Consider the following 23,739-nt stretch of genomic DNA (forward strand, 5'->3'; position numbering starts at 1 on the left):
TAAGCGGCCATGCTACTCCATCGGTTCAGGGACTGGCTGTTCAAAAAGGCTTGTCGAACGTGATTTTCGGGTCTTTCCATGGACCTTTGACGGTGTATTTCACGCTGGCGAAGCGCGCCACACGATCACCGATCAGCTTGTCGATCAGGAACAGCGCACCACCGATCGCCGGTGCGCCAACGATGAGTGCGGCAATCGGCAGGTTGTTGGTCACCGGCAAGGTCACCAACAACCTGGCATCAACCTGATCGGCGACCAGATCCAGCGTACCGTCCAGTTCGAAGGTACTCGAAGGCCCGGTCAAACGAATTGGTTCGCGGGTCACATACACACCGTTGTTCGCCACCAGTAATCCTTTGACGCGGTCGTAGCTCAAGCCTTTGCCGAACAAGTCGGAGAAATCCAGACGCAAACGACGGCCGATAGCGTTGAAGTTGAGCAAACCAAACACCCGCAATGCCTGTGTTCCGCCCTCCACTTCGACAAACTGGCCCTTGTTCAGCGACGCATCCAGAGTGCCGGAAAAACGCTTGGTCGCCAGCCACGCGGGCGAGCCCGGCCAGCGGCCATCGACATCCATATGGAATTCTTCACTGGTCACACTCGGCGCAAAGCCCCAACCCTTGAGAACATCGGCAAGGTTCTTGCCGCTAATCCGGCCTTTGAACCAGCTATTGGTCGCACCCGGCGCGCCCTCCCAACCGCCATTGCCCTGCAACAGGATGCCTTTGAGGCCCATGTCGAGGTTATTCAGCGCGATGCCTTTGCCGGTCGGTCGCACCTTGAGCGACCAGCCACCGACCAGGTCCTGGCCCAGGAACAGTTGATTGATGGTGATATCCAGCGCGGGGATTTTCGCAGGATCAACCGAGGCCAGCGGATCAGGAGAGTTCTCGTCGGCCTGCTCCTTCGGATCCGGTGCCGGCAAACGCACATACTGAAGGTTGACCCCAATCGGCGTGTTTTTCGCGTCGGCAAGGCTGGCAGAGCCTTTGACCTGCTGACTGTCGAGCGCCAGGTTCCACGCCGCGGATTTACGATCGACCTGCACCGAGGCCTGATCCAGCGTGGTACCGAACGCCGTCAACTTGCCGACCTTGAAGTCAGCGCTACTGAGCAGTTGCTTGGCACTGCCACCCGGGTCCTGCCCGGCGTACTTGTTGAGCAGATCCTGCCACGGCGCGATATCAAGTTCCGACAGCACACCACGAATTCGCAAGCCCTTGGCGCTCGGCAGCACGGCTTGGCCTGCACCGAGGAACAGTTCACCGCGCCCCTCGGCGAATTGGGTCGGCGGCGCGGCAAAGGTGAAATTGGCCAGTTGACCGTAATTGACCCAGTAACGCCGCTCCTGCCCCTGCAGGGTCATGCGCAACTCCGTGTCACGACCGACATCCGCCGCCATGCCGAACGGTGCCGGCAGATCGACCGCGACGCCTATCATTCCGGAGCTGACCATCAACTGGCTGTTGGCGCCGTCCAGGTTCAGTTGCAACTGATAGGGAATCGTCCCGGACACTGGCAACGGCTGTGTCACACCCAGCCAGTCGGTGAGTTTCTTGACCTCGACCTGCCCCGATGCCGCGACCCGGGTTTTGAGCTTGCCAGGACTACCGTCGGCAAAAATTTGCGCGGTGACCGGTTTATCGAACGCTCGCGCCGCAATGTTCTGACCACTGAGGCCTTTGGCGCTGTCGAAACGGAAATCACCCTTGAGTTGAGTCAGTTCCAGCTTCGGCTCGGCCAGTTTCAGCCGCGCATTGGCAGTCGTGAAGTCGACCAGGATTTTCGGCTGATCGCCGCCCTTGTCCAGCGGGATGTCCAGTTTGAGTTTGCCCTGCAGGTCGCCCGCACCTTCCCAGCCGGCGAACGTTTCACCCGTGCCAATCGGTGCGTCTTGAAGAATCTTCAGTCCATCCCCCAAACCGCCGGCAAATGCCCCATCAAGGAACATATGCGTATGTTGTCCGGCAGGCACATGGGGAATATTGACGAAAACGTCGCTGATCCGGGTGTCGAGCAATTGGCCCTCGCTGGCCAGAATTCGCACACCACTGTCCTCAATGAACACATCGCCACTGACCTTGCTCACATGCGGCCAGCCGGGCTGGAAGGCCAGTTCGGCGTCATGCACCTTGAAGAACAGACTGATGCTGCGGTCGGCGTCCCCGGCGTTCTTGCTCAGAGACCCTTGATACTGGAAGAAGCCCTGATCCACCGCGCCTTTGAGGATTGCCGTGCGCAACCATTCGTCGAGTGCCGGGCTGAGGACTTGCGGCAAGTACTTGGCGGTGTAGCGACCGTCGCCATCGACCAGACCGACCCGCAGGTCCATGTAGTCTTCCTGGCTGTGATCAAAATGCAGGCGGATCAGGAAGTCGCCGGCAATCTTGCCTTCTTCGCCCAGTACCTTCAGGTACGGCGCGATCAAAGTGAAACCGTCCTTGTCGAGCTTCCAGGTCAGTCGGGCGTTGGCCTGAATGTACTGCCAGGGTTTGGCGAAAATCGGATCCAGGTGCAGGACGAAATCCTTGCTGTCCATGCGCAACTCGCCACCGTCGAGGTTGCCCGTCAGGCTACCGCTGACATTTCGTGCCGCCGGCGCGCCGTGATAGGCATCGAAACCGACGCTGTCGAGGTTGGCAGCGAAGCCGAACTTTGTACCGTCAGTGGCATTCGGACGGAAATCCAGCAGCACGTTGCGCAGCACGCCGGTCACTTTCAGGCGCTCGACCACCGTGGCAACCTCCTGCGGTAGCGGGCCCAATGCGTTGAGGAGCGGCGTGATCGGTGTCAGATCGAGACGATCGGCCTGCAAATGCCAGCGTTCGTCGACCTTGTCGGTAGCGCGTGTCTGCTGGAGTTGCACGCGAGATTCCCAACGGGTTTCACCGAAGTTCATCGCCAGCGAATCGAGAGTGACGGTGGCGCCATCGGCGCTGTTTTCGTAGTAGGCATTGAGCGCCAGATTGTTGATCTGGATCGGCTTGCGCTCGGCGTAAGCGCCATTGAGTTGCGGGGCATTCAAACGCAGCGCCGCACTTTGCAAAGTGCCTTCAGCCCAGTTCACCCAAAGCTCGCCGCCGGCCTTGATCTCGGAGAAATTCCATTGCCGGGTCAGGCGCTCGGGCAGCCACTTCGACCAGTCACTTTGCGGCAGACTGACGTAGCCTTCCAGGGCGCTGTCCTGCCATTGGCCCGCGCGAATCCGCGTGCGCAGGCTCAGCGCGACCGGTTGACCATCAGGCAAGGTCAAGCGTGCGTCGAGGCGTTGACGACTGGCACCGGTTTTCAGATTGAGACCAACATAGGTGAGGGTCATCGGCGCGTGATCCAGTGGCTGCAGGGTCACTTGGCTATCGAGGACAGACAACTGCCGAATCATTTGCGAGCGATTGAACAGTTGCTCCGCATCCAGTGGCTGATCCTTTTGCACCGGCAAGCCTTCCAGCGCCCAACTGCCGTCCTGCGTTTCCTTGAGGCTGATTTTCAGACCATTGAGTTCCAGATGGGCAATACGCACTTCACGAGCCAGCAGACTGGCCCAAAGATCCGGCACCACCCGCACCCGATCGAGGCGCAAGGCATTGGCGCCGTCACCGACCATCACATCATGGGCCAGCAGGATCGGCGCAAATCCCTTCCAGTTACCCTCCAGTTCACCGATCTGAAGTGGCATACCGAGGGCGGTGCTGGCTTTGTCTTCGATCTCGGCGCGGTATTCGGCCACCAGCGGCGTCAGTTCGCGGCCAAGGCTGACATACAACGCCATCAACACCAGAACCAACGCGCACAGGCTCAGCCCCCATCGGGTGAGTGCGGCCAGAATACGTGTCAGACGGTCCATGTCAGTTGGCTCCCATGGCAAAAAAACTGCGAAAAGCTGAGGCCAGCCGCTGTTGAAAAAGGGTGATGCAGGAATTCAGAGCAGCACCACGTCGTATTGTTCCTGGGAATACATGGTTTCCACCTGGAAGCGTATGGTGCGGCCGATAAACCCTTCAAGCTCGGCGACGTTACCTGATTCTTCATCAAGCAAACGATCCACCACTTTCTGGTTCGCCAACACGCGATAACCCTCGGCCTGATAGGCCCGGGCTTCACGAAGGATCTCGCGGAAAATCTCGTAACAGATGGTCTCCGGCGTCTTTAACTTGCCGCGCCCCTGACAACTGCTGCACGGTTCGCACAGCACTTGCTCAAGACTTTCGCGGGTGCGCTTGCGAGTCATCTGCACCAGACCCAACTCGGTGATGCCGATGATGTTGGTCTTGGCGTGATCACGCTCCAGTTGCTTCTCCAGCGTGCGCAATACCTGGCGCTGGTGCTCTTCATCTTCCATGTCGATGAAGTCAATGATGATGATCCCGCCCATATTGCGCAGGCGCATCTGCCGGGCAATCGCGGTGGCCGCTTCGAGATTGGTCTTGAAGATGGTTTCTTCGAGATTGCGATGGCCGACGAACGCGCCCGTGTTGACGTCGATGGTGGTCATGGCCTCGGCCGGATCGACTACCAGATAACCGCCGGACTTGAGCGGAACCTTGCGTTCAAGGGCTTTCTGGATTTCGTCTTCGACACCGTACAGATCGAAAATCGGTCGCTCGCCCGGATAGTGTTCCAGACGATCGGCGATTTCCGGCATGAGTTCGGCGACGAATTGCGTGGTTTTCTGGAAGGTTTCCCGAGAATCGATGCGGATTTTCTCGATCTTCGGGTTAACCAGATCACGCAACGTGCGCAGGGCCAGACCGAGGTCTTCGTAGATCACGCTTGGCGCTGCGATGGTTTTGATCTGCTCGTTGATCTGATCCCACAGGCGTCGCAGGTAGCGAATGTCCATGAGAATCTCATCGGCCCCGGCACCTTCGGCGGCGGTACGCAGAATGAAGCCGCCGGCCTCTTTGATGCCTTCTTTGGCCACGCAGTCGCTGACCACCTGCTTGAGCCGCTCGCGCTCGGCCTCCTCTTCGATTTTCAGGGAAATACCGACGTGAGCGGTGCGCGGCATGTACACCAGATAGCGCGACGGAATCGACAGTTGCGTGGTCAGACGCGCGCCTTTGGAGCCGATCGGGTCCTTGGTGACTTGTACAACCAGACTCTGGCCTTCGTGCACAAGCGCGCTGATGCTCTCCACCGCCGGGCCTTCACGCACGGAGATTTCGGCTGCGTGAATGAACGCTGCACGATCCAGGCCGATGTCAACGAACGCAGCCTGCATACCCGGCAGCACCCGGACAATCTTGCCTTTATAGATATTGCCGACGATCCCGCGTTTTTGCGTGCGCTCGACATGGACTTCTTGCAGCACACCGTTTTCGACCACCGCCACGCGCGACTCCATCGGCGTGATGTTGATCAGAATCTCTTCACTCATGGCAGGATCTCGTTCAGGCATGTTCACGATAATGGCCGCATCTGGATTCATACGACGCTCATTGCGCGTTCAGGTTTTGCCAACAGGGTATGCCGAAATGGCCCAACAGTTCTGCGGTTTCGCAAACAGGCAACCCGACCACCGCCGAATAGCTGCCATTGAGCCCCGCGACAAACACCGCACCGAGCCCCTGAATGCCGTAACCTCCGGCCTTGTCCCGGGGTTCGCCGCTGGCCCAATAGGCGCCAGCCTCTTCACCGCTGATCGGACGGAACCGCACCAGACTGCGCACCACCCGCGACTCGCAATGCAGGTCTTCAAGCACCGCGATGGCGGTCAGCACTTCATGCTCCTTGCCGGACAACAGCATCAGCATGGCGCATGCGTCAGCTTCGTCCACCGGTTTGCCGAGAATTTTGCCGTTGAACACCACGGCGGTGTCGGCCCCCAGGACACAGCATGCCAGGTCGGACGCGAGCGTACGACGCCCGGCCTCGGCCTTGCCGCGTGCCAGGCGCTCAACGTATGCCGAAGGCGATTCTTCAGGGAGAGGGGTTTCATCAATGTCCGCGCTGATGGCGTGGAACGGAACGCCGATCTGCGTGAGCAACTCACGCCGACGCGGCGATCCAGAGGCGAGGTAAAGCGGCTTCATCAAAACATCTCCCTGTTCAGTGCCTTGCTTCACCGGATCAATTGATTTTGTAGCGCCGGCTCAATCCACGCAAAGCAAAGCTGATCCAAGGCCAAAGCAAGGCGCTGACCAGTGCCGGCAGCAGCAACGCCAGGGTCGGCTGGCGGTTGCCAGTCAAAGCGCTGAGCCACAACTGGACGAGTTGCGCGAGGCCGAAAATCACCAGGATAACCAGACACTGCTGCCACATCGGGAACATTCGCAGGCGCTGTTGCAATGACAACACCAGGAAAGTGATCAACGTGAGGATGAGCGCGTTTTGCCCAAGCAACGTGCCGTAGAGCACGTCTTCAGCCAGCCCCAGACAGAACGCGGTGACCATGCCGACCATATGCGGCATGTACAGCGCCCAGAATGTCAGGAGCAAGGCCAGCCAAAGCGGGCGAAGAATTTCCATGAATTGCGGTAGCGGCGACACGCTGAGCAGCATACCGATGAGAAATGTCAGCCAGACGATCCAGCCGTTTCGCGATGCGGTAGCCCCGACCATTACTCTTGTCTCCCGGTGGTGGCCGGCGCGGCGACAGGCGGTTTGGCCGCTGGCCGGGCAGCAGGTTGGTTCGCAGGTGGTTTTGCAGCGGCGGGCGGTTTGTTCGCAGGTGGTTTCACGGGGGTAGCACCGGCAGCGGCGGCGGGCGTTGCAGGTGTGGCGGCAGGCGTTGCAGCCGCTGCGGGTGCGGTTTTCGGCACAGTCGCCGGCATCATCGGGCCACCGCCCTGCGCATCCAGATCCTCCTGCGCTTGCGCTGCATCGTTGGCGCGCTCTTCGGCGGTGCGATTGTCGCTGAATACCAGCAGCATGTAGCGGCTACGATTGAGCGCTGCCGTCGGCACCGCACGGACGATGGCAAACGGCTGGCCGGAATCGTGAATCACTTCTTTCACGGTTGCGACCGGATAGCCCGCCGGGAAGCGCTGGCCGAGACCGGAACTGACCAGCAGATCGCCTTCCTTGATGTCGGCGGTATCCGCCACATGACGCAGTTCCAGGCGCTCCGGGTTGCCGGTGCCGCTGGCAATCGCCCGCAGACCGTTACGGTTTACCTGCACGGGAATGCTGTGAGTGGTGTCGGTCAACAGCAATACACGGGAGGTGTAAGGCATCAACTCGACCACCTGCCCCATCAGACCACGCGCATCGAGCACCGGCTGACCGAGGACCACACCGTCGCGCTCACCTTTATTGATGATGATGCGATGGGTGAAGGGATTGGGGTCCATGCCGATCAACTCGGCCACTTCGACCTTTTCGTTGACCAGCGCGGAGGAATTGAGCAACTCGCGCAGCCGAACGTTCTGCTCGGTGAGGGCCGCTAGCTTTTGCATGCGACCCTGCAGCAGCAGGTTTTCGGTTTTGAGTTTTTCGTTTTCGGCGACAAGCTCGGTGCGGCTGCCGAACTGGCTGGCGACACCTTCCCACAAGCGACCGGGCAGGTCAGTGATCCAGTAAGCGTCCATCAGCACCAGCGACATCTGGCTGCGTGCAGGCTTGAGCAGACTGAAACGCGCATCGACCACCATCAGTGCGACCGAGAGCACGGCCAGCACCAGCAGGCGAACGCCCAACGAAGGGCCCTTGGCGAAAAGCGGTTTAATAAGCCGCTCCTCCCAGGCAAATGTTCTGTTTATTCATACGACATCAAACCGGCCTGGATGAAGACTGACAGAAGATAAACGCCAACAGGCAGCACTGCAAAGTGCTGCCTGCGCGCTCACCCACGTATTGCAATCGGCGACTTATTCGCTGGAGAGCAGATCCATGGTGTGCTTATCCATCATTTCCAATGCACGGCCACCGCCGCGAGCAACACAGGTCAGCGGATCTTCGGCAACGATCACCGGCAGACCGGTTTCCTGAGCCAGCAACTTGTCGAGGTCACGCAGCAGCGCGCCACCACCGGTCAGCACCAGGCCGCGCTCGGCGATGTCGGAAGCCAGTTCCGGCGGCGATTGCTCCAGCGCGCTTTTCACGGCCTGAACGATGGTTGCCAGGGACTCTTGCAGAGCTTCCAGCACTTCATTGGAGTTCAGGGTGAATGCGCGTGGAACGCCTTCGGCCAGGTTGCGACCGCGAACATCGACTTCGCGAATTTCGCCACCCGGGTAGGCCGTACCGATTTCCTGCTTGATGCGCTCAGCGGTGGATTCACCGATCAGGCTGCCGTAGTTACGGCGCACGTAGGTGATGATCGCTTCGTCGAAGCGGTCGCCGCCAACGCGCACGGATTCGGCATAGACCACGCCGTTCAGAGAGATCAGTGCGATTTCAGTGGTACCACCACCGATATCCACGACCATCGAGCCGCGAGCCTCTTCTACCGGCAGGCCGGCACCGATCGCAGCAGCCATTGGCTCTTCGATCAGGAACACTTCACGGGCACCGGCGCCAAGGGCCGACTCACGGATGGCGCGACGCTCAACCTGGGTGGATTTGCATGGAACGCAGATCAGTACACGAGGACTAGGCTGCAGAAAGCTGTTTTCGTGAACCTTGTTGATAAAGTATTGCAGCATCTTTTCGCAGACGCTGAAGTCGGCAATTACGCCGTCCTTCATCGGACGAATGGCAGCAATGTTGCCCGGTGTACGGCCGAGCATGCGCTTGGCCTCGGTGCCGACAGCAACGACACTTTTCTGGTTACCGTGTGTCCGAATGGCCACAACCGATGGTTCATTCAGGACGATACCGCGCTCGCGCACGTAAATAAGGGTGTTGGCAGTGCCCAGGTCAATGGAAAGATCGCTGGAAAACATGCCACGCAGTTTCTTGAACATGGGAAAGGGACCCTAGGCAACGCGTGGGTAAAAAAGTGCGGCAAACTCTAACAACGACAGGGATTTTGGGCAAGGCGCCAATATGTTAAATTGGCCGCTTTTCTGTGCACCAAGCCCCACAATCGCGGCCTTATGACCGTAGAAGTGCGGTAGTGTTCCGACAATCTAACACACGGACGCCGTCCGTTCTGTTTTCCACTGGAGAATCCCGATGGCGCTAGAACGCTCCGACGTGGAAAAAATCGCTCATCTGGCCTGTCTTGGCCTTAATGATGCCGATCTTCCGCACATTACTTCCGCCCTCAACAGCATTCTCGGGCTGGTCGACGAAATGCAGGCCGTCAATACCGACGGTATCGAGCCTTTGGCCCACCCGCTGGAAGCCAGTCAGCGCCTGCGCGCCGACGTCGTGACCGAAAGCAATCATCGCGAGGCCTATCAGTCCATCGCACCAGCGGTCGAAAACGGCCTGTATCTGGTTCCGAAAGTCATCGACTAAAGGGAAAGAGCCTGCAATGCATCAAATGACTCTGGCCGAGATCGCCCGCGGTCTCGCCGATAAAAAGTTTTCCTCCGAAGAGCTGACCAAAGTCCTGCTGGCGCGTATCACCCAGCTCGATCCTCAGCTCAACAGTTTCATCAGCCTCACCGAAGAGCTGGCGCTGGAGCAGGCGAAAGCCGCCGATGCCCGCCGTGCCAACGGTGAGAGCGGCGCCCTGCTCGGTGCGCCGATCGCTCACAAAGACCTGTTCTGCACTCAGGGCATTCGCACCAGCTGCGGCTCGAAGATGCTCGACAACTTCAAAGCGCCCTACGACGCCACCGTGGTTGCGAAACTGGCGGCTGCCGGCGCCGTGACCCTGGGCAAGACCAACATGGACGAATTCGCCATGGGTTCGGCCAACGAGTCGAGCTGGTACGGCGCGGTGAAAAACCCGTGGAACCTGGAACACGTGCCGGGCGGTTCGTCCGGTGGTTCGGCGGCGGCAGTTGCCGCTCGTCTGCTGCCAGCGGCGACCGCCACTGACACGGGTGGGTCGATCCGTCAGCCAGCTGCATTCACCAACCTCACCGGCCTGAAACCGACCTACGGTCGTGTTTCGCGCTGGGGCATGATCGCTTACGCTTCCAGCCTCGATCAGGGCGGCCCGTTGGCGCGCACTGCCGAAGACTGCGCTATTTTGTTGCAAGGCATGGCCGGCTTCGATCAGAACGACTCCACCAGCATCGATGAGCCCGTGCCGGATTACTCCGCCAGCCTCAATACGTCGCTGCAAGGCCTGCGCATCGGCGTGCCGAAGGAATACTTCAGCGCCGGTCTCGACCCGCGCATTGCCGAGCTGATCCACAACAGCATCAAAGAGTTGCAGAAGCTCGGTGCCGTGATCAAGGACATCAGCCTGCCGAACATGCAGCACGCGATTCCTGCGTACTACGTGATCGCGCCGGCAGAGGCCTCCTCCAACCTGTCGCGTTTCGACGGCGTGCGTTTCGGCCACCGTTGCGAGCACCCGAAAGACCTGATCGACCTGTACAAGCGCTCCCGTGGCGAAGGTTTCGGTACCGAAGTGCAGCGCCGGATCATGGTCGGTGCCTACGCACTGTCCGCCGGTTACTACGATGCCTACTACCTCAAAGCGCAGAAGATCCGTCGCCTGGTGAAGAACGATTTCATGGCGGCCTTCAACGAGGTCGACATCATCCTCGGCCCGACCACGCCGAACCCGGCCTGGAAACTTGGCGCCAAGAACAGCGACCCGGTCGCGGCTTATCTGGAAGACGTCTACACCATCACCGCCAACCTCGCGGGCTTGCCGGGCCTGTCGATGCCGGCCGGTTTTGTCGACGGTCTGCCAGTGGGCGTGCAGTTGCTCGCGCCGTATTTCCAGGAAGGCCGTTTGCTCAACGTTGCGCACCAGTATCAGTTGAACACCGACTGGCACACTCGCACCCCAACCGGCTTCTGAGGAGACACACATGCAATGGGAAGTCGTGATCGGGCTGGAGATTCACACTCAGCTCACCACCCGGTCGAAAATCTTTTCCGGTAGTTCCACCACGTTTGGCTCCGAGCCGAACACGCAGGCCAGCCTGATCGACCTGGGCATGCCCGGCGTATTGCCGGTGCTGAACCAGGAAGCCGTGCGCATGGCCGTGATGTTTGGTCTGGCGATTGACGCCCAGATCGGTCAACACAACGTGTTCGCCCGTAAAAACTACTTCTACCCTGACCTGCCGAAGGGCTACCAGATCAGCCAGATGGAATTGCCGATCGTCGGCAAGGGCCATCTGGACATCGCGCTGGAAGACGGCACGGTCAAACGTGTCGGCATCACCCGCGCGCACCTGGAAGAAGACGCCGGCAAGAGCCTGCACGAAGAATTCAACGGCGCCACCGGCATCGACCTGAACCGTGCCGGTACGCCGCTGCTGGAAATCGTTTCCGAGCCGGACATGCGCAGCGCCAAGGAAGCCGTGGCTTACGTCAAGGCGATCCACGCGCTGGTGCGTTATCTGGGCATCTGCGACGGCAACATGGCCGAAGGTTCGCTGCGTTGCGACTGCAACGTGTCGATCCGTCCGAAAGGCCAGGTTGAGTTCGGCACACGCTGCGAGATCAAGAACGTCAACTCGTTTCGTTTCATCGAGAAGGCGATCAACTCCGAGATCCAGCGTCAGATCGAGCTGATCGAAGACGGCGGCAAAGTGATCCAGCAGACCCGTCTGTACGATCCGAACAAGGACGAAACCCGTCCGATGCGTTCGAAAGAGGAAGCCAACGACTACCGTTACTTCCCCGATCCGGATCTGTTGCCGGTGGTCATCGAAGAGTCGTTCCTCGGCGAGGTGCGCGCCACCCTGCCGGAACTGCCACCGCAAAAACGCGAGCGCTTCCAGAGCCAGTTCGGTCTGTCGGCCTACGACGCCAACGTGCTGGCCACCAGCCGTGAGCAAGCGGACTACTTCGAGAAAGTTGCAGCCATCGGCGGCGACGCCAAACTGGCGGCGAACTGGGTGATGGTCGAGTTGGGCAGCCTGCTCAACAAACAAGGCCTGGACATCGACGAGTCGCCGGTTTCCGCTGAACTGTTGGGCGGAATGTTGCAGCGCATCAAGGACAACACCATCTCCGGCAAAATCGCCAAGGTAGTGTTCGAAGCGATGGCCAACGGTGAAGGCAGCGCTGACGAGATCATCGAAAAGCGCGGCCTCAAGCAAGTGACCGACAGCGGCGCGATCTCGGCAGTGCTGGACGAAATGCTCGCGGCCAACGCCGAGCAGGTCGAGCAATACCGCGCGGCAGACGAAGCCAAGCGCGGCAAGATGTTCGGCTTCTTCGTCGGCCAGGCCATGAAAGCCTCCAAGGGCAAGGCCAACCCGCAGCAAGTGAACGAACTGCTCAAAAGCAAGCTCGAAGGCTGATGCAAACGGAGCCAGAACGTAGGTCTGGCTCCATCCCCTGTGGGAGCGGGCTTGCTCGCGAAAGCGGTCTGACAGTCAGCAAAGCTGTTGAATGTGACCCCCTCGTCGCACCGCCGCCCCCACATTTGTTTTGTGGAGCCTTTGAATGAAACGTCTGCTCGGCGCCTTCACCCTGCTCTCTATACTGGCCGGTTGCGCCAGCACCGACATCATCGACCCGCACGGTTACGACCAGACCGGCGTCGCCTCCTATTACGGTGCCAGACACCACGGAAAACGGACCGCCAGTGGCGAGCCGTTCAACCAGAATGCCCTGACCGCCGCCCATCGCCAGCTCCCCTTTGGCACCCGGGTGAAGGTCACCAACCTGAAAAACGATGAATCGGTCGTAGTCCGCATCAACGATCGCGGCCCGCATACCCGTGGGCGGTTGATCGATGTGTCTCGCGAGGCAGCCGAACAACTCGGTATGCTGCGCAGCGGCACCGCACGGGTTCGCGTGCAGGCCCTCGACAACTGATGGAGCACCGACCATTTTCGCACTGACCGACCTACCACTGCTCAGCGTGATCGAACTGCTTGCCGGGCTGTGCCTGCTGATCTTCGGCGCCGAACTGATGGTGCGTGCAGCCGTACACCTGGCCGCGCGACTGAATGTACGGCCACTGATCATCGGTCTGACCCTTGTTGCCCTGGGCAGTAGCGCACCGCAGATGGCGGTGAGTCTGCAAGCCACGCTGGCACACAACTCCGACATTGCCGTCGGTAGTGTGGTCGGCAGCAGCATCTTCAACATCCTCGTGACCCTCGGTTTGTCGGCGCTGATCATTCCGCTGCGCGTGTCGCGACAATTGGTGCGCCTGGACATTCCGCTGATGATCGGCGCCTGCCTGCTGGTGTTTGTTCTGGCCTGGAATGGGGAAATCGGTCGTTTCGACGGCATCCTGCTACTGGGCGCCCTGGCGCTTTACCTGGGTTTACTGCTGCGCCAGTCACGGCATTCGACACGACCGCACTCGGAACACGGCGAAGCAACACAGGCGTCCTGGATCGGCAGTTCGCTGATGATCATCGTCGGACTGGCGATGCTGGTATTCGCCGGACACCTGCTGTTAGGCGCTGCCATTGAGGTGGCGACCGATCTTGGTTTTTCCGAACGCGTCATTGGCCTGACCGTGGTCGCCGTAGGCACCTCGCTGCCGGAACTCGCCACGTCGCTGATCGCGGCATTGCGCGGGCAACGGGACATCGCGGTAGGCAACGTGATCGGCGCCAACCTGTTCAACCTGCTCGGTGTACTCGGCTTCACCGCGCTGATCGCGCCGACGCCGTTGTCGGTCTCGCCCAATGCGCTGGATTTCGACCTGCCGGTGATGCTCGGCGTCGCCGTGCTGAGCCTGCCAGTGTTCTATTCCGGCTACCGGGTGACCCGCGCCGAAGGTCTGTTGCTGCTCGGTTTGTATCTGGCGTACGGGTTGCATGTGGTGTCGTTCACCACCGGCATGCCACTGGCTGGCAAACTCGAGCGGCTGATGCTGTTTTACGTTTTGCCGACGCTGCTGACGTTTTTGCTGTTCACGTCAGTCATCGCTTGGCGACGCCAACACCACAAGAGGGATGTGCCATGACCGATTCGAAGCAATCCGGGGTTGAAATCCGCCGCCAGGTAATGGGCGATGCATTCGTTGATCGCGCGCTGGGCAACGTCACCGAGTTCACCCAGCCGCTGCAGGACTTCGTCAATGAACATGCCTGGGGTGGCGTGTGGAATCGCGAAGGTTTACCGCTCAAAACCCGCAGTTTGATCACCCTTGCCGCGCTGACGGCGTTGAAGTGCCCGCAAGAGTTGAAAGGTCACGTACGCGGCGCGTTGAACAATGGCTGCACGGTCGAAGAGATTCGCGAGGCGTTGCTGCATTGCGCAGTGTATGCCGGCGTGCCGGCGGCGATTGACGCGTTTCGCGCGGCGCAGGAGGTGATCGACAGTTACCGGAAACCTGAGTGACCGGACTGACGTCTTCGCCGGCAAGCCCGCTCCCACAGGGGCAAGCATTGCAAATGTGGGCGATTGCAGGTTGCCCAACGCCCCTTTGAATCTCAGGTCAGATCCACCCACCCCACTGCAAAATGAAGATCCCGAAATTGGTGGTCACCGCTGCCATCAACGTGGTCAGCACGATGATCGCTGCCGCGAGTTCATGATTGCCCTGTGCCGCCCGGGCCATGACAAAACTGGCCGCCGCCGTCGGGCTGCCAAAATAAAGAAACAGAATCCCCAACTCCGGCCCGCGGAACCCCCACAGCCAGGCACCGACCGTTGCCAGCAGCGGCAGACTGATCATCTTCACCAGACTCGAACTCAGCGCCATGCTGCCGCTCTTGCGCAACGCCGCCAGCGATAGCGTGCCGCCAATACAGATCAACGCCAGCGGCAAGGTGGTCTGCGCCAGATACTGACCCGAGGTTTCCAGCCACCCCGGCAGACTCATCTTGAAATAGGCAAACGGCGCTGCCGCAATCACGCTGATGATCAGCGGATTGCTGAACACGCTTTTACAGATGCTCCACGGATCGGACTTGATCACCGGGCTGTACACCGCCAGCACAATGGTCGAGAGCGTGTTGTAAAACAGGATCACCAACGCGGCGAGAATCGCCCCGAGGGAAATCCCGTAGTCGCCATACATACTGGCGGCGAGCGCCAGACCGATGACGCCGTTATTGCCGCGAAATGCGCCTTGGGTATAGATACCGCGATCTTCACGCGGGCATCTGAAAATCGCCCAGCCCCAGGCAATGGCGAAGCAGGCCAGGGTGGCGAGCGAGAAGTAGATCAGCAACGCCGGTTGCAACGCGGCGTGCAGGTCAGCATGCAAAATGCCGAGGAACAGCAACGCCGGCATGGAAACATTGAACACCAGTGCCGACGCGGTATGGATGAAGTTGTCGTTGATCCAGTCGATGCGCTTGAGCAGCACACCGAGAAACAGCATGGCAAATACCGGCGCGGTGATGTTCAGGGTTTCGAGGAAAATAGCCAGCATGCCGCAGAGCCTTGGGTGAGCGTCGTTAGGGGCCTAATGATAAGCCACAAGTTCTCCGGCGTCTGTGAGTCACTCTTCGCGAGCAAGCCCTCTCCCACATTTGAACTGCATTTCCCTGTGGGAGTGGGCTTGCTCGCGAAGAACGATGACGCGGTCTCAGGTAATCGGCGCCGGATTGAACAACGTAATGTCGTTGTGCAGCCTGTGCTTCTCCGCCCACGTCTGCTGCTTGCCACTCGCCACGTCCAGGTAGTAGTGGAACAACTCCCAACCCAACTCCTCGATGGACGCCCGCCCGGTGGCAATCCGCCCGGCATCAATGTCGATCAAGTCAGGCCAGCGCTGCGCCAACTCGGTACGCGTCGAGACCTTCACCACCGGCGCCATCGCCAGCCCATAAGGCGTACCGCGCCCAGTGGTGAACACATGCAGGTTCATCCCTGCCGCCAACTGCAATGTGCCGCAGACAAAATCACTGGCCGGGGTCGCACAGAAAATCAAACCCTTGTGCTTGAAGCGCTCGCCCGGGCCAAGGACGCCATTGATCGCGCTGCTGCCGGATTTGACGATTGAGCCCAAGGACTTCTCGACAATGTTCGACAGCCCGCCCTTCTTGTTGCCCGGCGTGGTATTGGCGCTGCGATCCGCTTCACCCTTGGCCAGATACCGGTCGTACCAGTCCATTTCGCGGACCAGTTCCTCGGCGATCGCCTTGGTCTTGGCCCGGGACGTCAGCAGATAAATCGCATCACGCACTTCGGTGACTTCAGAAAACATCACCGTCGCCCCCGCCCGCAGCAGCAAGTCCGAGGCATACCCCAACGCCGGGTTGGCGGTGATGCCGGAGAACGCATCGCTGCCGCCGCACTGCATGCCGAGGATCAGTTCGGACGCCGGCACGGTTTCCCGGCGGCGCTGATCGAGCTTCTTCAGACGGACTTCGGCCAACGCCATGATCTGCTCGATCATCTCGGTAAAACCGTGACTGGAATCCTGCAAGCGATACAGCCAGGGATCACTGAGATCAACCGAAGCGTCGTCTTCGTGCATGACCTGCCCGGCCTGCAATTTCTCGCAGCCCAGGCTGATCACCAACGCCTCGCCCCCCAGGTTCGGGTTGCGCGCCAGATTGCGCACCGTGCGAATCGGGATGTACGCGTCGGTGGCGGTGATCGCCACGCCGCAGCCGTAACTGTGGGTCAGTGCGACCACGTCATCGACGTGCGGGTACTTGGGCAGCAGCTCATCCTTGATGCGTTTCACCGCGTGATCAAGCACGCCGGTCACGCACTGCACGGTGGTGGTGATCCCGAGAATATTGCGCGTGCCAACAGTGCCGTCAGCGTTGCGATACCCCTCGAAAGTGAAGCCTTCGAGCGGCGCCTGAGCGTCCGGCACCTCGGTGGAGAGCGGCAAACTGTCCAGCGGCGGCGCGGTCGGCATGCGCAGTTGATCTTCCTTGACCCAACTGCCACGGGGGATCGGCTGCAATGCGTAGCCAATGATCTGGCCGTAGCGAATCACGTGCCCGCCCTCGGGAATGTCTTGCAGCGTGACCTTGTGGCTCTGCGGCACAAAATCCACCGTCACCAGGCCATCCGGAAACTCAGTACCGGCCGGTACCCCTTGGTCATTGACCACAATCACTACATTGTCCCGCTCGTGCAGGCGGATGTAGCGCGGCGAGTCGGAATGTTCAATCAACTGCATGACGCCGCTCCTCAGGAATGCGCTTGAGACAATTTACCCGTGGTTTCAGAACCACCCTGGGTGGGTGGCTCTTTGAGCACCACACGTTTGATCGGGCCGACGATGACCAGATAGCTGAACACCGCCACCAAGGCGTTGGCACCGACGAACACCAGCGCCCATTTGAACGAACCGGTGGAGCTGATGATGTAGCCGATCACGATCGGCGTGGTGATCGAAGCAATGTTGCCGAAGGTGTTGAACAGCCCACCGCTCAGACCGGCGATCTGTTTTGGCGACGTGTCGGATACCACCGCCCAGCCCAGTGCGCCAACGCCCTTACCGAAGAAGGCCAGCGCCATGAAGCCAACGACCATCCATTCAACATCAACATAGTTGCAAGCGACGATGCTGCTGGACACCAGCAGGCCGGCAATGATTGGCGCCTTGCGGGCGAAGGTCAGCGAGTGGCCCTTGCGCAGCAGGTGATCGGAAATCAACCCGCCCAGCACGCCGCCGATAAAACCACAGATGGCGGGCAACGAGGCAATGAAACCGGCCTTGAGAATGGTCATGCCACGCTCTTGCACCAGATACACCGGGAACCAGGTCAGGAAGAAGTACGTGATGCCGTTGATGCAGTACTGGCCCAGGTACACGCCAAGCATCATGCGATTGGTCAGCAGTTGGCGGATGTAGTCCCACTTCGGGCCGTCAGCCTTTTTGCCTTTGTTCTGATCCATATCGACCATGCCGCCGTTGTCGGCGATGAACGTTACTTCCGCTTCGTTGGCCATCGGGTGTTGGCGCGGGCTGTGGATAACCTTCAGCCAGATCAGCGAGAAGACGATGCCGAACACGCCCATGACAATGAACACGTGCTCCCAGCCGTAGGAATAGACAATCCAGCCCATCAGCGGCGCGAACAGCACCGTGGCAAAGTATTGCGCCGAGTTGAAGATCGCCGAAGCAGTGCCGCGTTCAGCGGTCGGAAACCACGCCGCCACAATGCGTGCGTTGCCGGGGAAGGATGGCGCCTCAGCCAGCCCGACCAAAAAGCGCAGCATGAACAGCGCGACGATGGCCGTGGACATGCCGAACTCACCGACAAAGCCTTGCAGCACGGTGAACAGCGACCAGGTGAAAATGCTCAGGGCATAGACTTTTTTCGAGCCGAAGCGATCGAGCAGCCAGCCGCCGGGAATTTGCCCGGCCACGTAGGCCCAACCGAATGCAGAGAAGATGTAACCGAGGGTGACCGCGTCGATACCGAGGTCTTTTTGCAGGCTGGAACCGGCGATAGCGATAGTTGCGCGGTCGGCGTAGTTGATCGTGGTCACCAGAAACAGCATGAGCAGGATCAAATAGCGGACGTGAGTCGGCTTGGACGATTGCATGTAGATGTACTCCCACTGATTATTTTTATGCGCGGGTGAATCTTGTTGGGTCTGTCTTTTGTGGGAGCTGGCCGGCCAGCTCCCATAGATCAGGAACCGATGTAGCTGGTCTTCACGACCGTGTAAAACTCTTGCGCATAGCGGCCTTGCTCACGAGATCCATAGGATGAACCTTTACGCCCGCCGAACGGAACGTGGTAATCCACGCCGGCCGTCGGCAGGTTGACCATCACCATCCCGGCCTGGGAGTGACGCTTGAAGTGGTTGGCGTACTTGAGCGACGTGGTGGCGATACCCGCCGACAGGCCGAATTCAGTGTCATTGGCCATCGCCAGCGCAGCATCGTAATCAGCCACGCGCACGATGTTGGCCACCGGGCCGAAAATCTCTTCACGGCTGATACGCATCGACGCTTCACTGTCGGCAAACAGCGTCGGGGCGAGGAAGTAGCCTTCGGTATCGCACGTCACCAAACCACCGCCGCTGACCAGACGAGCACCCTCGGACTGGCCGATGTCGATGTACTTCATGTCCTGTTCAAGCTGCGCTTGCGAGACGACCGGGCCAATATCGGTGCCGGATTTCAGCGCATGGCCGACCTTGATCGACTTCATGCGCTCGGCCATGGCTTGCACGAACTGGTCGTGAATGCCGGCGGTAACGATCAAGCGGCTCGATGCGGTGCAACGTTGGCCGGTGGAGTAGAACGCGCTCTGCACCGACAACTCGACCGCTTGCTTGAGGTCGGCGTCGTCGAGAATGATCTGCGGGTTCTTGCCGCCCATTTCCAGCTGAACCTTGGCCTGACGCGAGACGCAATTGACCGCAATCTGCCGCCCGACGCCAACCGAACCGGTGAAGCTGATGCCATCGACTTTCGGACTGTTGACCAGGGCTTCGCCCACCACGCGACCGCTGCCCATCACCAGGTTGAACACGCCGGCCGGGAAACCGGCCCGGGAGATGATTTCGGCCAGCGCCCAGGCGCAGCCCGGCACCAGATCCGCCGGTTTCAGCACCACGCAGTTACCGTAGGCCAGGGCCGGGGCGATTTTCCAAGCAGGGATCGCAATCGGGAAGTTCCACGGGGTGATCAGACCGACCACACCCAGCGCTTCGCGGGTGACTTCGACGTTGACGCCCGGGCGCACCGACGGCACGTAGTCGCCGGACAGTCGCAGGCATTCACCGGCGAAGAATTTGAAGATATTACCGGCGCGGGTCACTTCGCCGATGGCTTCGGGCAGGGTTTTGCCCTCTTCCCGGGCCAGCAGGGTGCCGAGTTCTTCGCGGCGGGCGAGAATTTCAGTGCCGACTTTATCCAGCGAATCGTGACGGGCCTGAATCCCCGAGGTCGACCACGCCGCAAACGCTGCGCGAGCGGCGTCGATGGCGGCGTGAACCTGAGTCAGGTCAGCCTTGGCGTAATCGCCGATAGTGTCGTTCAGCTCGGACGGGTTGATGTTGGCCGAGTAGTCGGCACCGGCAACCCATTCACCGTTGATGTAGTTGTCGTAGCGTTTTGCATTGGTCACAGAGCAGCCCTCAAAACTAAAAGCCTTCACGCAAAAAGCCGCTGATTGCTCAGCGGCCTCGCATTTTTCAGGTGTTATTGCGCACCTTGCTTGTCGATCAGCGCGGCGAGCATTTCATACTCTTCGCCCGTCAGATCGGTCAGCGGCGCCCGCACCGGGCCTGCGTCATAGCCGGCGATTTTGGCGCCGGCCTTGACGATGCTCACGGCATAACCGGCCTTGCGGTTACGGATATCGAGGTACGGCAGGAAGAAGTCATCGATGATCTTGCCGACAGTGGCGTGATCTTCACGGGCGATCGCGTGGTAGAAATCCATCGCGGTTTTCGGGATGAAGTTGAACACTGCCGAGGAGTAAACCGGCACGCCCAGCGCCTTGTAGGCAGCGGCGTAGACTTCGGCAGTCGGCAGACCACCCAGGTAGCTGAAGCGATCACCGAGACGGCGACGAATCGACACCATCAACTCGATATCACCCAGACCGTCCTTGTAACCGATCAGGTTCGGGCAGCGCTCGGCCAGACGTTCCAGCAACGGCGCAGTCAGGCGGCAGACGTTACGGTTGTAGACGACCACCCCGATGTTGACCGATTTGCACACCGCTTCAACGTGGGCGGCAACCCCGTCCTGGCTCGCTTCGGTCAGGTAGTGCGGCAGCAGCAACAGGCCTTTGGCGCCCAGACGCTCGGCTTCTTGAGCGTATTCGATGGCCTGACGGGTCGAACCGCCAACGCCAGAGAGGATTGGCACGCTGGTCGCGCAGGTGTCGACGGCCGTCTTGATGATTTCCGAATATTCGCTGGCGGCCAGGGAGAAGAACTCACCGGTGCCGCCGGCGGCGAACAATGCCGAGGCGCCATAAGGGGCCAGCCATTCCAGACGCTTGATATAGCCCGCGCGGTTGAAATCACCCTGCGCGTTGAAATCGGTGACCGGGAAAGACAGCAGACCGGCGGAGAGGATGGACTTCAGTTCTTGTGGATTCATTATTCGAACACCCTGGGTAGCAATATTGTTGTGGTTGAATCGTTCAGCCTTCGCCGAAGTTGTAGGTCATCGTACAACTTAAAAAATAACCGTCAACTGCATTTCATCGCAGGGCACGTTTTTTTGTCGGACAAGATCGATCCTTGACGTAGGAGTTTTCTCGACTAAAGTGAAATTTACTGTATATCCATACAGCAAACTAAAACCAGCCGACGACATATCAAGGAGATAGAAATGTCCGGTCTACAAACCAAATCCCAGGAAAAACCCAAACCGGTCATTGCCCGTTTTGATGATCTGTTTACTCAATCCGGCATCGACTTCAGCACCGAAGATCCACATCTGGTGCTGCACATCGCCGATGCCCACAGCGATGTAGAGCCTGCCACCGCCCTCCCCGATCAAGCCTTGAAGGGCAAGCTGCAAGCACGGTTTGAGGGCGCTGAACACACGGCCATCGGCGACAACACACTGCTGCGCTTCGCCGAAGACGCCCAACCGATCCTCGCGCAAAACGTGCCATTGCATCTGCCCAATGGCTTGGCGCTCACCTACGGCCAAGTGCTGGCGCTGGGCGGCGACTTCTACGGCATCGTCGATCAGCCGATCAACGAAGGCGCAACACCGGTCGACCGCCTGCAACGCTTCAACGCGGCGTTCAATTCTCTCGCGGTCACTGCCGCTTCAAGGGCCGAAGCAACACAGATTCTCGCGGTCATGCAAAAAGAGATCGACGCGGTTAAACAGGCAATAAAGGACGGCAAACAACCCCACGAGGCCTATGACGCGTTAGGAGATACGTTGTCCGAGGAGTGGAACAAAATCACCGGTGGCGGCAGTTTTATCTCGGCGCTGTTTCCACTGGGGCGCTATTTGAAACTGGCGGCGAACAATGCTGATCATTTCGGTGAATGGGCAAAACTGGCCTACATCGCCGGCCACACTGCGGCCTTGCAAACCGCCATGGCCGCCCACGCCAATCACGATGAGCAGCAACTGGAACGGGCTTACGCGATGAACGCGTTTGCCGACCACTTCCTCACCGACCTGTTTTCCTCCGGCCACCTGCGTGTGCCACGCAAGGCGTTGGCTGCTGCGGTCACGCCGAGCGATCTGGGTTCATTGATTACGCGTTTCATGCACGACGAGGACAGCAAATTCGGCCTCAGCGTGCGCAACGCTTATGGCGATCAATGGCGTGCGTTCGGCGACAAGCGCTACTTCGAAGCCACCGACGCCGACAACCGCCAGCAGGTCAATCAAGCGGTGCAAGCCTCGGCGGACGAAGTGTTTGCGGCGTATCTCAGCGGAAAAAAGCCCGTACCGTCCGCGTTTTCTGCACTGCAACGGCTGCCGGATCTGACGGCTGTGTTGAACCCGGCAAACAATTTCCCGGCGCTGTTTCGCACACAGGGCAGCAAGGTGCTGCGGCGCAGGGATGTAAACAACCTCAACGACACCGCGACCGTCGACGACTGGTGGGGTTGGAGCACGTACCTGCTGCTCAAGGATTACCACCCCAGCGGCAACACCAATCAAGGAGATTGACCATGACGATCAAACTGAAACTGGAACTGGCCTCGGGCCAATCACTGAAGGGCGCGCCTCTGGAGTTATTGGCCAAAGGCCTGCCAATTGCCCGGGCGACGGTGGATGCCCAAGGTTACGCAACCTTTGATGCCAACCCCGCTGCCGGCCTGCTCGCCGTAAGGGTCGACCGATCAATTCTGCCGCGCCACTGACAACATCCGCCCCCCTGTAGGGACTGCCGCAGGGGGGCTTTGAAATGACTGGAAATGAACGGTTTAAAACACCTTCTGGGAGAGTCTTTTACCGTGCAGAACCGCCGTGAATGGATCACGGCGCACTACGCACGGAGAGCCCCCCTCATGACTTTTGTCTCACCCACACTTGTGCAATTTCTGCCTCACTCACCAGAGACGGCAACCGTGAACCTATCGGAACTGAGCGATCACCTGATCGTTGAGGTCCCGGACTCCAGCGACTTTGCGGCCAACTGGAGCGTCTACGCCATTCTCGGCGAAGACCCCGAAGAGCCTGAATGGGCGGGCGAAGAAGTCGACACCGGCACCTGGGATGACGCCGAGGACGAGATGGAAAAACTGACGGGCATCGAATTGCAGATTCCAAAGGAAGTGCTGCAGACGTATGTGAATTGCGAAATCGAACTGCGCTACAAGTTTCAGGATGAATCAAGCATGGAACCGTTTTCGGCCCCGTTGATGCTGCGTATTGAAGCCTGATTTCCTGACGCGCCTCCGATCGGGCGCGCCTTTAGAAGACATCGACCGTTCGTCTGGACTGGTATTTCTTACAGGCGCCAGCCATTGCAGATCTCGGCCTTAATGGCTGAGGAGTTAACGAACCGGCTCCGACAGTGCAATGCCTTATCTGCGCTTATTCAACGGTTTGAAGGGACAGTGAAAAGGAATTTGATCATGACTGCACAAGTAAAAGCATTGGATCCTCCAGTACTCAAGGAGGCACAGGATGGTGTACTTAAGGTGGACACATTGGAAGACTTTGCTCATGGGCAGGTAGTCTTTACCTCAAACCCGGAAAACATAATTCTAGGAGACGTGGTTACTTTCAAAGTCAAGACCAGTAACGCCTGGTCAGGGAACATGAACGTGACAGAAGTACCCGGGGTACTTGAGTTCCTCATTCCCAAAGAAGTATTCGCGAAAGATTTCACTGAGGGTACCACTGCCGAGTTGCACTACACCGTGGCAAGAGCAGGGCAGAATCTCGGGAGCTCCGACATGCTGCGTGTGAAGCTCGAACGCTAAACAGCA

Annotated in this window: 21 protein-coding genes; 10 read left to right on the top strand and 11 right to left on the bottom strand. The window is 59.4% G+C overall.

All coding sequences use genetic code 11. The annotated features are described in order from the left end of the window. Positions 1-40: 40 nt before the first annotated feature. From AACY18_RS23270 to mreB, 6 genes are all read right to left on the bottom strand, one after another. Positions 41-3,847, bottom strand: a complete 3,807-nt coding sequence (locus tag AACY18_RS23270) for a YhdP family protein (protein WP_339466233.1) — start codon at positions 3,845-3,847, stop codon at positions 41-43. A 75-nt stretch (positions 3,848-3,922) separates the two neighbouring features. Continuing rightward, positions 3,923-5,380, bottom strand: a complete 1,458-nt coding sequence (gene rng, locus AACY18_RS23275) for a ribonuclease G (protein ID WP_339431744.1) — start codon at positions 5,378-5,380, stop codon at positions 3,923-3,925. A gap of 58 nt (positions 5,381-5,438) precedes the next feature. Beyond that, positions 5,439-6,035 carry a Maf family protein gene (locus AACY18_RS23280; RefSeq protein ID WP_339431743.1) on the bottom strand — a complete coding sequence of 199 codons (597 nt, stop codon included), beginning with the start codon at positions 6,033-6,035 and terminating at the stop codon, positions 5,439-5,441. Between the two features lie 37 nt (positions 6,036-6,072). Then, positions 6,073-6,564 (bottom strand): rod shape-determining protein MreD, encoded by a 492-nt coding sequence (mreD, locus tag AACY18_RS23285; RefSeq protein WP_339431742.1) that lies wholly within the window; start codon positions 6,562-6,564, stop codon positions 6,073-6,075. After that, positions 6,564-7,670 (bottom strand): rod shape-determining protein MreC, encoded by a 1,107-nt coding sequence (gene mreC / locus AACY18_RS23290; RefSeq protein WP_339431776.1) that lies wholly within the window; start codon positions 7,668-7,670, stop codon positions 6,564-6,566. Before mreC ends, mreD begins: the two co-directional genes overlap by 1 nt. A gap of 141 nt (positions 7,671-7,811) precedes the next feature. Further along, entirely contained in the window at positions 7,812-8,849 is a 1,038-nt protein-coding gene (mreB, locus tag AACY18_RS23295) for a rod shape-determining protein MreB (RefSeq protein ID WP_015093487.1), read from the bottom strand. A 211-nt stretch (positions 8,850-9,060) separates the two neighbouring features. On the opposite strand from mreB, the gene gatC reads away from it, so the two are divergent. The 6 genes from gatC to AACY18_RS23325 all read left to right on the top strand — a co-directional run bounded on the left by gatC (position 9,061) and on the right by AACY18_RS23325 (position 14,277). Continuing rightward, entirely contained in the window at positions 9,061-9,348 is a 288-nt protein-coding gene (gene gatC / locus AACY18_RS23300; protein ID WP_007915356.1) for an Asp-tRNA(Asn)/Glu-tRNA(Gln) amidotransferase subunit GatC, read from the top strand. 16 nt (positions 9,349-9,364) lie between these two features. Next, positions 9,365-10,816, top strand: a complete 1,452-nt coding sequence (gene gatA / locus AACY18_RS23305; protein ID WP_339431741.1) for an Asp-tRNA(Asn)/Glu-tRNA(Gln) amidotransferase subunit GatA — start codon at positions 9,365-9,367, stop codon at positions 10,814-10,816. A gap of 10 nt (positions 10,817-10,826) precedes the next feature. Then, positions 10,827-12,272 carry an Asp-tRNA(Asn)/Glu-tRNA(Gln) amidotransferase subunit GatB gene (gatB, locus tag AACY18_RS23310; RefSeq protein WP_339431740.1) on the top strand — a complete coding sequence of 482 codons (1,446 nt, stop codon included), beginning with the start codon at positions 10,827-10,829 and terminating at the stop codon, positions 12,270-12,272. Positions 12,273-12,417: 145 nt separating this feature from the next. Beyond that, positions 12,418-12,792 (top strand): septal ring lytic transglycosylase RlpA family protein, encoded by a 375-nt coding sequence (locus tag AACY18_RS23315; protein WP_339431739.1) that lies wholly within the window; start codon positions 12,418-12,420, stop codon positions 12,790-12,792. A 46-nt stretch (positions 12,793-12,838) separates the two neighbouring features. Next, complete coding sequence (locus tag AACY18_RS23320) at positions 12,839-13,900, top strand: calcium/sodium antiporter (protein WP_339466235.1); 1,062 nt, start codon at positions 12,839-12,841, stop codon at positions 13,898-13,900. Then, positions 13,897-14,277, top strand: a complete 381-nt coding sequence (locus AACY18_RS23325; protein ID WP_339466237.1) for a carboxymuconolactone decarboxylase family protein — start codon at positions 13,897-13,899, stop codon at positions 14,275-14,277. Before AACY18_RS23320 ends, AACY18_RS23325 begins: the two co-directional genes overlap by 4 nt. 97 nt (positions 14,278-14,374) lie before the next feature. Here the strand turns inward: AACY18_RS23325 and AACY18_RS23330 are convergent, their stop codons facing one another. From AACY18_RS23330 to kdgD, 5 genes are all read right to left on the bottom strand, one after another. Continuing rightward, positions 14,375-15,316 carry an AEC family transporter gene (locus AACY18_RS23330; RefSeq protein ID WP_339466239.1) on the bottom strand — a complete coding sequence of 314 codons (942 nt, stop codon included), beginning with the start codon at positions 15,314-15,316 and terminating at the stop codon, positions 14,375-14,377. Positions 15,317-15,472: 156 nt separating this feature from the next. Beyond that, the gene (gene garD / locus AACY18_RS23335; protein ID WP_339466241.1) at positions 15,473-17,026 is read right to left on the bottom strand and encodes a galactarate dehydratase; all 1,554 of its coding nucleotides are present in this window, start codon (positions 17,024-17,026) and stop codon (positions 15,473-15,475) included. Positions 17,027-17,037: 11 nt separating this feature from the next. Then, a complete protein-coding gene (locus AACY18_RS23340; RefSeq protein ID WP_339431735.1) occupies positions 17,038-18,402 on the bottom strand; it encodes an MFS transporter in 1,365 nt (454 codons plus the stop codon). 89 nt (positions 18,403-18,491) lie between these two features. After that, positions 18,492-19,937, bottom strand: coding sequence for an aldehyde dehydrogenase family protein (locus tag AACY18_RS23345; RefSeq protein WP_339466244.1), 1,446 nt, complete (start codon positions 19,935-19,937; stop codon positions 18,492-18,494). 74 nt (positions 19,938-20,011) lie between these two features. Continuing rightward, positions 20,012-20,923: a 5-dehydro-4-deoxyglucarate dehydratase gene (gene kdgD, locus AACY18_RS23350; RefSeq protein ID WP_339466246.1), complete on the bottom strand. Its 912-nt coding sequence runs from the start codon at positions 20,921-20,923 to the stop codon at positions 20,012-20,014. Positions 20,924-21,157: 234 nt separating this feature from the next. Between kdgD and AACY18_RS23355 the strand changes: the two genes are divergently transcribed. The 4 genes from AACY18_RS23355 (at position 21,158) to AACY18_RS23370 (ending at position 23,733) form a co-directional block, all read left to right on the top strand. After that, entirely contained in the window at positions 21,158-22,471 is a 1,314-nt protein-coding gene (locus tag AACY18_RS23355) for a phospholipase (protein WP_339431733.1), read from the top strand. A 2-nt stretch (positions 22,472-22,473) separates the two neighbouring features. Further along, a complete protein-coding gene (locus AACY18_RS23360; protein ID WP_339466247.1) occupies positions 22,474-22,665 on the top strand; it encodes a hypothetical protein in 192 nt (63 codons plus the stop codon). Between the two features lie 207 nt (positions 22,666-22,872). Continuing rightward, positions 22,873-23,187 carry a hypothetical protein gene (locus AACY18_RS23365; protein WP_339431731.1) on the top strand — a complete coding sequence of 105 codons (315 nt, stop codon included), beginning with the start codon at positions 22,873-22,875 and terminating at the stop codon, positions 23,185-23,187. Positions 23,188-23,382: 195 nt separating this feature from the next. Continuing rightward, positions 23,383-23,733 carry a hypothetical protein gene (locus tag AACY18_RS23370; RefSeq protein WP_339431730.1) on the top strand — a complete coding sequence of 117 codons (351 nt, stop codon included), beginning with the start codon at positions 23,383-23,385 and terminating at the stop codon, positions 23,731-23,733. The last annotated feature ends 6 nt before the right edge of the window (positions 23,734-23,739 follow it).

This window comes from Pseudomonas sp. EA_65y_Pfl2_P74 (assembly GCF_963970575.1).
GTDB classification, from domain to species: Bacteria; Pseudomonadota; Gammaproteobacteria; order Pseudomonadales; family Pseudomonadaceae; genus Aquipseudomonas; species Aquipseudomonas baetica_A.